The 10837-nt window shown below is 70.4% G+C and carries 10 protein-coding genes; 1 reads left to right on the top strand and 9 read right to left on the bottom strand.

What is annotated here, in order from left to right:
- Positions 1-2: 2 nt before the first annotated feature.
- The 4 genes from mftD to mftA form a co-directional block, all read right to left on the bottom strand.
- Complete coding sequence (gene mftD, locus ACPOLA_RS03820) at positions 3-1259, bottom strand: pre-mycofactocin synthase MftD (RefSeq protein ID WP_435769065.1); 1257 nt, start codon at positions 1257-1259, stop codon at positions 3-5.
- 65 nt (positions 1260-1324) lie between these two features.
- Positions 1325-2551: a mycofactocin radical SAM maturase gene (gene mftC, locus ACPOLA_RS03815; RefSeq protein ID WP_435769064.1), complete on the bottom strand. Its 1227-nt coding sequence runs from the start codon at positions 2549-2551 to the stop codon at positions 1325-1327.
- Positions 2548-2838: a mycofactocin biosynthesis chaperone MftB gene (gene mftB / locus ACPOLA_RS03810; RefSeq protein ID WP_435769063.1), complete on the bottom strand. Its 291-nt coding sequence runs from the start codon at positions 2836-2838 to the stop codon at positions 2548-2550. Before mftB ends, mftC begins: the two co-directional genes overlap by 4 nt.
- Positions 2838-2927 (bottom strand): mycofactocin precursor MftA, encoded by a 90-nt coding sequence (gene mftA, locus ACPOLA_RS03805; RefSeq protein WP_435769062.1) that lies wholly within the window; start codon positions 2925-2927, stop codon positions 2838-2840. Before mftA ends, mftB begins: the two co-directional genes overlap by 1 nt.
- Before the next feature lie 55 nt (positions 2928-2982).
- On the opposite strand from mftA, the gene mftR reads away from it, so the two are divergent.
- Entirely contained in the window at positions 2983-3654 is a 672-nt protein-coding gene (gene mftR, locus ACPOLA_RS03800; protein WP_435769061.1) for a mycofactocin system transcriptional regulator MftR, read from the top strand.
- A 54-nt stretch (positions 3655-3708) separates the two neighbouring features.
- On the opposite strand, the gene ACPOLA_RS03795 is transcribed toward mftR, so the two are convergent.
- The 5 genes from ACPOLA_RS03795 to ACPOLA_RS03775 all read right to left on the bottom strand — a co-directional run bounded on the left by ACPOLA_RS03795 (position 3709) and on the right by ACPOLA_RS03775 (position 10837).
- Positions 3709-6429 (bottom strand): ABC transporter permease subunit, encoded by a 2721-nt coding sequence (locus ACPOLA_RS03795; protein WP_435769060.1) that lies wholly within the window; start codon positions 6427-6429, stop codon positions 3709-3711.
- Positions 6429-7127 carry an ABC transporter ATP-binding protein gene (locus ACPOLA_RS03790; RefSeq protein ID WP_435769059.1) on the bottom strand — a complete coding sequence of 233 codons (699 nt, stop codon included), beginning with the start codon at positions 7125-7127 and terminating at the stop codon, positions 6429-6431. Before ACPOLA_RS03790 ends, ACPOLA_RS03795 begins: the two co-directional genes overlap by 1 nt.
- A gap of 72 nt (positions 7128-7199) precedes the next feature.
- The gene (locus tag ACPOLA_RS03785; protein ID WP_435769058.1) at positions 7200-8402 is read right to left on the bottom strand and encodes an ABC transporter substrate-binding protein; all 1203 of its coding nucleotides are present in this window, start codon (positions 8400-8402) and stop codon (positions 7200-7202) included.
- A 225-nt stretch (positions 8403-8627) separates the two neighbouring features.
- Complete coding sequence (locus ACPOLA_RS03780; RefSeq protein WP_435769057.1) at positions 8628-9662, bottom strand: phosphotransferase family protein; 1035 nt, start codon at positions 9660-9662, stop codon at positions 8628-8630.
- The gene (locus ACPOLA_RS03775) at positions 9659-10837 is read right to left on the bottom strand and encodes an acyl-CoA dehydrogenase family protein (RefSeq protein ID WP_435769056.1); all 1179 of its coding nucleotides are present in this window, start codon (positions 10835-10837) and stop codon (positions 9659-9661) included. The genes ACPOLA_RS03780 and ACPOLA_RS03775 overlap by 4 nt, the downstream gene beginning before the upstream one ends.

Below are 10837 nucleotides of genomic sequence, written 5' to 3'. Positions count from 1 at the left end.
CCTCAGCTCCCGATGCCCACCGGCTCGACCACCGCAGCGGGTGCGCCGAGCGCGCGGTCGAAGCCGTCCGGGATCAGCAGGTGCTCCGGCCGCAGGTCTGCGGTCGAGGACAACGCGAGGCCGCGCAGCGCCGAGCCGACGCCACCGGAGAGAACGTCGAGCACGTTCTCCACACCGGCCTGGCCGTTGGCCGCGAGGCCCCAGAGATAGGCGCGGCCGATCAGCACGGCCTTGGCGCCCATGGCGAGCGCCTTGACGACGTCGGAGCCGCGCCGAACGCCACCGTCCATGACCACGTCGACCTGCTCACCGACCGCGTTGCTGATGGGGCGGACCATGCGGATCGCAGCCGGGGTGCCGTCGAGGTTGTTGCCCCCGTGGTTGGAGACTGAGATGCCGTCCACGCCGGCATCGACCGCGCGCAGGGCGTCGTCGACGCGGCACACGCCCTTGAGCACGAAGGGCGTGCCGGAGATCTGCGACCAGGTCTCTCGCATCCACGCGACGTCCTCCCACGTGGGCGGCGGCGTCGTCATCCACTCGTAGTAGGCGCCGAAGAACGTCGGACCCGTCGCCTCACCCGGGGCGGCGAGGTTGGGTGCGGTCAGGTCGGGGAGCTTGCCGGTGGCCTTGAACTCCTTGCCGAACTGCCACATCCAGCGGCCCTTCGGGGCCACCTTCGGCGCCAGCCGGACCATCGCCTTGAGGTTGACCCTCTCCGGGATTTCGGGGCTCCCCCAGTCCCGCCCCATCGAGAACGACCAGTCCAGGGTGGCGATCAGGCCCTTCACCCCCGCAGCGTGCGCACGCTGCATGCGCTGGACCATCGTGTCGCGGTCGCCCGTCCAGTACATCTGGAAGAACGTCGTCGCGCCCGTGGCCGTGACGTCCTCGACCGGCTTCGACGCGAAGTTGGACAGGCCCATGATCGTGCCGCGGGCGGCGGCTGCGCGGGCGACCGCCACCTCGCCGTCGGGGTGCACGGCCTGCACGCCGGTCGGGCTGATGATCACCGGGAGGGCGATCTGCTGTCCGAAGACCGTCGTGGCCTGGCTGCGCTCGGGGAGCTGGCCGACGACGTGCGGCGCCAGCCCCAGCTCGGCGAACGCGGCCTCGTTGTCCGCGATGCTCTGGCCGCGCTCCGAACCGGCGACCAGGGCGCCGTACACCGGTTGGGGCAGGCGCTTGCGGGCCCGCTCCTGGGCGACGGCGACCGACTCGAACCAGGGGTTCTGCTTCCAGGGGTTCTCGAGTTTCATCGTCCCTTGCTTTCCATAGTGGTGTCCGGGCCGCCGCGAGCGGGAGGGAACGCGGCGGCCCGGGGTCAGGGGGTGGGGTGGAAGCCGGCGAGCGGGCTCTCCGCGCAGGCCGACACCGGCGGCGCGCTGAGCAGCTTGAGCATCACCGGCTGGTTGTGCGTGGGGTTCGCCTTCGAGTGGTCCTGGCTCGGCGCCGGGATGGTGCGCTCGCCGGCGAGCGCCTGCTCGCCGTACCCCTGCACGCACTCGGGGTCCGGGCCGTCCAGCGGCAGGCCCGTGAAGAACTTCGCCGCCATGCAGCCGCCGCGGCAGGAGTCGAAGAACTGGCACGACGAGCACGCCCCGCCGGTCTGGGGCGAGCGCAGGTCGTTGAAGAGCGCCGAGTCCCGCCACACCTTCTGGAACCCGCCCTCGGCGAGCAGGTTGCCGGCGAGGAAGTTGTCATGGATCGCGAACGGACACGCGTAGATGTCGCCGATCGGGTCGATCAGGCACACCACCCGGCCGGCCCCGCACAGGTTCAGTCCAGGCAGTGACTCGCCGAATGCAGCGAGGTGGAAGAACGAGTCACCTGTGAGGACCTGCTCGCCATCGGCGGTGTGAGCCATCAGCCAGTCGTAGAGCTCGCGCTGCTGCTCCGGCAGCGGGTGCAGCTCGTCCCAGACGTCCGCTCCCCGTCCGGAGGGGCGGAGCCGGGTGAGACGAAGGGTGGCGCCGAACCGGTCGGCCAGCGCCTTGAACTCGTCCAGCTGGCCGATGTTCTCCCGGGTGCAGACCACCGAGATCTTCGCGTCCTCGAACCCCGCGTCCTGAAGGTTCTGCAGGGCCCGAAGCGCGGTGTCGTAGGAGCCGGGCCCTCGCACGTAGTCGTTGACCTCGGCCGTCGCGCCGTCCAGGGACACCTGCACGTCGACGTAGCCGTTGCACGCCGGAGAGGCCAGGAACGCCGCACGCTCGGGGGTGATCCGCACCCCGTTGGTGGAGAATTTCACGCCGACGTTGTGGTTGACGGCGTATTCCAGCAGCTCCCAGAAGTCCGGCCGGATCGTCGGCTCGCCCCCGCCGATGTTCACGTAGAACACCTGCATTCGCTGCAGCTCATCGATCACCGCCTTGCACTGCTCGGTGGTCAGCTCACGCGGGTCGCGCCGGCCGCTGCTAGAGAGGCAGTGCGCGCACTCCAGGTTGCAGGCGTAGGTCAGTTCCCAGGTCAGGCAGATCGGGGCGTCGAGGCCGTACTCGAACTGCTGGACCAGCGAACCCGTCGTGGGACGTTCGGGGGCGATCGTCATGCGCTCTTCTCCTCGACGACGGGGCGGGGCCGGATGGTGTCGGTGGCCGCCAGGCCACGGAGGGCCGCCGCGAAGGCGGCGTGCTGGGAGGCCGGAATGCCCGCGGTCTCGAGGGCGGTCCGCACGTCGGGCGCGGCTTCGAGGCCTCGTACGACGTCGACCAGCTCCGGCCGCTTGAGGAAAGTCAGCTTCCGGTTGCCGAAGTGGTAGGCCAGCGCCCCGAACGGCTCGGGCCGCAGCGCCACCGACGGCGAGAGCATCCACGGCTCTCCCAGCAGGGCGTCCATCAGTAGACGCCGCACATGCCGTCGATCGAGACCTCCTCGATGAGGTCCTCGGCCGCCAACTCCTCTGCGTGCTCCAGCTCCGGGTTCATGACCGTCTCCTTGTCGCTCTTGTCAGTCTGACACCCCATAAACTAATGTCATTAGGTGTCAAAAGGGAAGGGCTGCCGGTCATTTTCTGTGACGCCCGCCACCGGCGCCAGTCCGCGGTCGACCGCGCCCTCGACAGAGACGGCCACCATCGGTCGGCCCGTCGTCACGAGCCACGAAGAGATCGAGCTGGCCGCCTTCAGGCTGTTCGAGCAACGCGGGTTCGCCCGGACGACGGTGGATGCGATCGCCGCGGAGGTCGGGGTCAGCAAGCGCACGATCCACCGCTACTACGCCTCGAAGAACGACATCGCCTGGGGACGGTTCAGCGACACGCTCGCCGAGTTCCGCAGGGTCCTGGAGCAGACGCCGACGGGCGCGGCCGTCCACACGGGCGTGCACCGGGCGATCCTCGCCTTCAACCGTTTTCCCGACAACGCCCACCCGACCCATCGCTCACGGATGCGCCTGATCCTCCGCACGCCGGAGCTCCAGGCCCACTCGGTGCTGCAGTACGCCGAGTGGAGGCAGGTCATCGCCGAGCACGTCGCGGCCCGCACGGGCACCCGGCCAGGCGACCTGTTGCCCCAGGTCGCCGGGAACGTGTCACTGGCACTGTCCCTCTCCGCCTACGAGCACTGGCTCGACGACGAGTGCTCCGGCGCGGCCGGGCTGCTGGACTACCTCAATCGCGCCATGGCGAGCCTCCGGGCGTACCTCCAAGCCTGACGTCGATCGAGGGCGCGGTCTCGGCACGACGCGACGCGGACGTGATCGAACATGTCACCGCACGGCCGTCTCGGCCTCGCCCGAGGCGCCGAGATAGGCCTGTCGGACCCCTTGATCAGCCGCGATGTCCTGCGGCGTGCCCTCGGCGATGGTCTTGCCGAAGTCGAGGACGAGCACCCGGTCGGAGTGCGCGAGCACCATCGGCACGTCGTGCTCGATGAGGAGCACGCCGATTCCCCACTGGTCGGCGAGCCGGCGGATCAGCCGGCCCAGCTCGGACGACTCGTGCTCGTCAAGCCCCGCGGCAGGCTCGTCGAGGAGGAGGACGGACGGTCGCGAGGCCACCGCTCGTGCGATCGCGACCAGCCGACGTCGGCCGTAGGACAGCTCGTCTGGGCGGAGGTCGAGGACGTCGGTGAGCTCCAGCTCGTCCACGGCCGCGACCACTGTGTCGGACAGGGCCGGGCGGCGGGGCCAGACCAGCTCCCGCACCGAGGGCGAACCCGAGGCGTCGTCGGAGGCGACGAGCAGGTTCTCGCGGACGGTGAGGTCGTCGAACAGCTCGAGGGACTGGAACGAGCGGGTGAGGCCGGCGCGGGCCCGGCGGTGGGGCGCCCAGTCCGTGATGTCCTCACCGTCGAGGACGACCGTGCCCTCAGCAGGGTGCGCGTAGCCGGTGACGGCGTCGATCAGGGTCGTCTTGCCGGCGCCGTTGGGTCCGAGCAGGCCGACGACCTCCCCCGGCCGGACGGTCAGGTCGACCTCGTCGAGTGCCGTGAACGCGCCGAACCTCTGCACGATGCCGCGCACCTCGAGGATGCGCGCGGGCACTCGCTCCTTCCGCAGTTCCCGCGCGGCGGGCTCCTGCTGCTCGATGCCCGCGGGCACGCGACGCAGCCGGTCTCGCAGGTGCCTGCCGACCTCGACGATCCGGTCGACCATGCCGTGCTGGCTGGCGATGAGCGTCAGGATCAGCAGGAAGCCGGTGATCAGCGGCAGGTAGCGGACCCAGCTGCCGCTGTCGGCCGATGCGGCCGAGCTGGTGTCGAAGAACAGCTCACCGACGCCGCCCGGGGCGAGCAGGGACCCGACGAGCGGCCCGGCGACGTACCCGATGCCGCCGATCACCGTCACCACCAGCACACTGATCGAGCTGTTCGCCTGGAAGAGCTGCTGGTACTGGATCGTCGGGTAGCTGAACCCGAAGAGCACGCCGCCCAGCCCGGCGACGCCTGCGGAGAGGACAAAAGCCAGCAGCTTGGCGCGGAACACGCTGACGCCGACCGCGGCCGCGGCGCGTTCGTTCGTCCGCACGGCGAGGAGCCGCCGACCCACGGCGCCGCGTCGAAGGTTCGCGACCCCGATCGCGGCGCCGACGAAGGCCACCGCCACCAGCACGAAGTAGTTGTCCTGGTGGCGGACTGGGTCGACGTCCAGGCCCAGGAAGGTCGGCGAGTCGATCCGGGTCTGGAACTCCCCACCGGTGTAGTCACTGTTGCTGAACACCACCTGGTGGAGCGCGAACCCTAGCCCGAAGGTGACCACCGCGAGGTTCACGCCTCGAGTGCGCAGCGCCGGAAGTCCGAACAGCAGGCCGACGGCCATCGCGGTGCCGACGCCGGCGGCCAGGGCCAGCTCGAACGGCCAGTCCGAGGCATCGGCGAGCCGGCCTGCTGCGAAGGCTCCCACGCCCGCGAGTCCGAACTGTGCGATCGACAACTGCCCCGCATAGCCGGTGAGGATCACTGCGGAGAGCCCGACGACGGCGAAGCAGAGGGAGATGATCAGCGGCCCGAACCACGAGTCGGGAGCCCACATCCGCACCGGTACGACGGCGAGCAGCGCTGCCGCGACGGCCAGCGGGATGATCCGGCCGGTGCCGACGCGCGGCAGCCGGTCGAGCGAGGTGCCCCGGACCGGCAGGCCGCGGCCGCGGATCACGAGCACCACGATGATCACTAGGAAGGGGATGGCGTCGGCGATGCCGGTCTGGTTGACGTAGTTCGTCGCCAGCGCTTGCACCACGCCGAGAGCCAGGCCACCCAGGAGGACGAGCGGGTACGACCGGAACTCCGCGAGGAGCGCCGTCGCCAGGGCGCCGATGATCAGCACGCTCATCTGAGGCACGGACATGAAGCCGGTCGACGTCGCGGGGAACAGGGCCCCGGCCACACCCGCCAGCGCACCGCCGGTGAGCCAGGTGAGGGCGGACAGCAGGTGCGGGGACCAGCCGAGCGCCGCAGCAGCGCGCGGCTGCTCGGCGGCCGCGGTCACGGCGTATCCCAGTCGAGTCCGCGACATCAGCAGCACCAGTGCCACCGTGGCGCCCAGGGCGACGCCCACGAGGGTGAGATTTTGCTGAGCCACGACCACCTCGGAGCCGAGCTCCACCGGGGTCGAGGGAAGGGGCAGCGGGACGATGAACTGGATAGATCCGTAACGCAGAAGGATGATCTCGCTGATCACGGTCAGCACGCCGAGGGTCGCGATCACGCGAGCTACGGGGCTGGCCGACCGGAGCGGCCGCATCACCAGCAGCTGGACGAGGAGTCCCAGCACCGCGGTGCCGACGACGGCGGCTGCCACCGAGAAGCCGACGGTCTGGTCGTGGTTGAGCTGGAGGCCCATCGCGATGTAGGCGCCGACGAGGGCCAGTCCGCCGTGGGCGAAGTTGATCACGCCGGATCCGCGGTAGATCACGACGAGGCCGAGGCCGAGCAGCGCATAGATTGCACCGGTGCCGAGGCCGAGCAGGGCGTAGTTGACGGCCTCCATCACGCCTCCCCGGTGAGGTACTGCCGGCCGATCAAGTCAGCGTCGGCGGCGAGCTCGGCACCGGTCCCTGTCAGCGCGACCCGGCCGCGGCGCAGGACGTAGCCCTTGTCGGCGATCGTCAGTGCGTGCCGGATGTGCTGCTCGACCAGGACGACGGCAGCGCCGCGGTCGGCCGCGGCGCGCAGCGCGTCGAGCAGGCGCTGCACCACGAGCGGCGCGAGGCCGAGCGACAGCTCGTCGGCGAGCACCAGGCGCGGCTCGGTGGCCAGGATCCGGCCGAGCGCCAGCATCTGCTGCTGACCGCCGGACAGCAGGCCCGCCCTCTTGCCGAGGTGCGGTTCCAGCTCGGGGAACAGCTCCAGCGCGCGGGACGGCTTGCCCCGGCCGAGCTTGAGGTTCTCCCAGCCGGTCAGGCCCATGAACACGCAGCGGCCCTCCGTCAGGTAACCCATGCCGGATCGGGCGCGCCGGTCGAGGCGACTGCGACGGGTGCACTCCAGCACGTTGACGTTGCCGCGCATCGGGCGCAGCTCGCCGGCGAGCGCGAGCAGGGTCGTGGTCTTCCCGGCGCCGTTGGCGCCGAGCAGGACCGCGATCTCACCAGCGGCGACGTCGAGGTCGAGGTCATGCACGGCCGGCGTGCTCCCGTACCCGGCCGTCAGTCCGCGTGCCTCCACCGCGAGATTGGTGTTTCCCACCTGGGTCTCCTCCCCTGGGGTCGTCGGGCGCCGGCGGCCGATGACGTACGACGGCCGCCGGCGCCCCACAGGTCAGCCGCCGAAGAGCGGAGTGATGTCCTCGAACTCGCTGACGCCCTCGACGTCGGAACCCTTGGCCTGGACGAACTGGATGTTGGTGTTGAACACCCGGTTCAGCCCGGGGACCGGGAACTCCTTGGTGAAGTCGACCGGCGCCATCAGGCCGCCTGCGTCGACGCCGGACGCCTTGGAGAGCGCGCCGCTCACGGTGGCTGCGGTGATCTCGTCGAGATCGCCGGCGACCTGCAGGAGCACCTGGTAGGACGCCCACGTGTTCTGGACGTAGGGATAGGTCCAGTCGATCTCGCTCGACGCAGCCTTCGCGTCCTCCCACGCCGGGTCCGATGCGGGCACGAAGTTGACCGCCGAGACCGCGCCCTCCATCGCGCCGTTGGAGTCCTCGATGACCTTCTGGTTGAGGGCGCCCTGGACCGCGTAGTAGCGCGTGTCCTCGCCCTGTGCCTTGCCCGCTGCTGCCAGCGCGGCGATCTGGTCGTTCGGCAGGCCGAGGATCGAGCAGTCGGCCTCGCCAGCCGACTTCGCCACCGCGCTGAAGTTCGTCGTCGTCGTAGGCACCTTGATGTGAGTGCCCTTCTCGCCGCCAGCGGAGGTGATCCCGAGGTTGATCAAGTCGACGGCCTTGAGCGCGGTCGGGACGTCGTACAGCACGATGGAGGTGCTCTCGCACCCGTCCTGCGCGGTCCGGGCGCCGATCTTTGCGAACGCCGGGGCGCCCGACACGAGCGGGAACGAGACCTTGCTGCTGAGCTCCTCGGCGGAGAACGCCGTGGCGCCGAGGAACGGCACACCGGCTTCTTCGAGGATCGGCACGATCGAGGTGCCGTTGGTGGTGAATCCGCCGACGACAGCCACCACGCCCTCATCGACTGCCTGGCGGGCGCACTCGGCCGCGGTGTTGGGGTCGTTACCGTCGTTGCACGAGATCAGCTCGACCTTGTGTCCGTTGATGCCACCGTCGTTGTTGATGGTGATGGTCGCCGCCTCCGCCGCCGTCACGATCTCCGGCGTGTTGATCGCAGCCGTGTCGACGGGCGCGATCGTCATGACCTTCACCGGGTCGCCGGTGAACGTCACGTCCTTGTCCTCCTTCACCGTGCTTCCGCCGTCGCCGTCATCGCTCGAGCACGCCGCGAGGCTCGTCGCGAGAACCGCGGCGATCGTCATCGCCGGCCACTTCCTGATCACAGAACGCATCTGCCTGCTTCCCTCCCCCGCGCGCTGCGCGGGTCTCCCCTGACCGCGCACTGCGCGACACCTGGGACTAGATGATGTGACCCGAGTCACCTGATGGATTGCGCGGAGCCTATAGGCATTAGGTTTAGTGCGCAAGGGCCGACCACGAATGGCCCTCAACAGAGCCGGATCGGGGTCACAGGACCCATTTGACAAAGCGCGGGACACGCCCGGGGCGGGGCGATCTCACGGCTTTCCGAGGAGCCGCGCAGCCTCTGCCAGGTACGGCTCGACGGCCCCACCGGCCGTGGCGTTCCCGCCCTCGGGACAGCCGTCAGATCGCCAACGGAAGTCAATGCCGGCCGAGATCACGGCGATCCGGTAGCAGGCGAACGCCAGGTAGTAGTCCCAGTGGTGGAGCCGCGCGCCACCGGCCGCCTCGTAACGGGCCGCGAGATCGTCGGGCGCGGGCAGGAGCTCGCTCGTCCATGCGGTCTCGAACCCCAGCACCGCATCGAACGCGGGATGCCGGTAGGCGCCCATCGTCGCGACGTCCGCGACCGGGTCGCCGATGGTCGACAGCTCCCAGTCGACGACGGCGAGGACCTGCGGGACCTCGTCGTCTAGGCCCAGAAGCGCGTTGTCGATCCGGTAGTCGCCGTGCACGATCGACGCCGACTCCTGGTCCGGGATGTCCGCGGAGAGCCGCGCGAGGACGCCCCCGGCAAGGCGCTCGAGGTTCTCCACGCCCGGCGAGACCAGCTCCCACTGGCCCGACCAGCGGCGGAGCTGGCGTTCGACATAGGCGTCCGGTCGACCGAACCGGTCCAGCCCGATCGCGACGTGGTCCTGGTCGTGCAGGGACGCAAGCGTGTCCACGAGCGTCGTGGAGATTGCCGTCACCGTGGGGGACGGGAGCGCCGCGATCTGGTCGCGCCGCTGCACGGTGACACCGGCGACGTGGTCCCAGATCGCGAACGGACCGCCCAGCACCGCCTCGTCCTCGCACACCGCGACCGGCGCCGCGACGGGCACCGGCGTCGCGGCCAGGGCCGATGTCACCCGGTACTCCCGAACCACGTCGTGGGCCGAAGGCGTCCGCCCCTCGCGCGGCGGGGTGCGGAGGACCCACGAGCGCTCGTCGTCGGAGAGTCGAACCGTCACGTTGGAGCGCCCGCCCGAGATCAGGTCGGCGTGCAGAGCGCCGGCGACCTGCGCGCCGGCATCGACCATGGTCCGGCGGATGCCGGCAAGCTCGGCGGCGTCGAACGGGACCCTCACCGCGCGTGGCCCTCGATGCGAGCGACGGCGCGGCGGGCGATCGACCACCGATGGACCTCGGAGGGACCGTCGTAGATCCTGAACGGACGGACCTCCCGCGCAATGCGTGCGACGGGCAGGTCGCTCGACACCCCGAGACCACCACAGAGCTGGACCGACCGGTCCACGACCCGGTGCAGCGCCTCGGCCGCGAAGGTCTTGGCGATCGACGTCGTCAGGCTGGCGCGCCCGCCGGCGTCGAGCTCGCGGCACGCCTCGAGGAGGAGGGCCCGGGTCGCGGCGATGTCGATCTCGTTGTCCGCGACCTGTTGCTGCACCATGCCGAGCTCCGCAAGGCGGGTGCCGAAGGCCCGTCGCCCCGCGACGTGTCGGACCGCAGTCTCGTGTGCGTGCACGGCGGCGCCGAGCCAGCGCATGACGTGGGTCATCCGGGCAGGCCCGAGCCGGACCTGCGCGTAGCGGAAGCCCTGGTCGACTTCTCCGAGGACGGCGTCGGCGGGGACGGCCACGTCCTCGTACCGGATCTCGCAGTGTCCGCCGATCATCGACTTGTCCTGGGTGCCGACGTGGCGCACCAGTCCGACGCCCGGCGCGTCGGCAGGGACGAGGAACATCGTGGCCCCGCCCTGGCCTCCCGGCTCACCAGAGGTGCGCGCCATGACGATGTGGAACCCAGCCCCGTCGGCGCCGGTGATGAACCACTTGTGGCCACTGATTCGCCAACCGTCGTCGTGGCGGGTCGCGGTCGTCACCAGCGCGGACGGATCCGCGCCGGCTCCGGGAGCCGGCTCGGTCATCGCGAAGGCGGAGCGGACCTCCCCGCGCGCCAGCGGAGCAAGAAAGCGCTCCTTCTGCTCCGGCGAGGCCACGTGCTCCAGGAGGTGCATGTTGCCCTCGTCGGGGGCGTTGATGTTGAGCGCCATGGGCCCGAACAACGACCGTCCCGCGGCCTCGAAGACGGCGGCCCGCGCCTCCATGCCGAGGCCATGGCCGCCATATGACGTCGGGGCGTGCGGCGCGAAGACCCCGGCGTCCCGGGCAGCTCGCTGCAGCCGGACCCGTAGCGCGTCACCCCCGGCCGCCTCCACGTCGCCGTCGAACTCGTCGTCGACCGGGAGCACTTCCCGCTCGACGAACAGGCGGGTCTTCTCGACGAGTGCAGACAGGTCTGTCAT

The organism is Nocardioides proteolyticus (assembly GCF_051280635.3).
Taxonomy (GTDB): Bacteria; Actinomycetota; Actinomycetes; order Propionibacteriales; family Nocardioidaceae; genus Nocardioides.
Note: the sequence above shows the minus strand (reverse complement) of the source record. Positions and strands in the feature narration are given on the sequence as shown.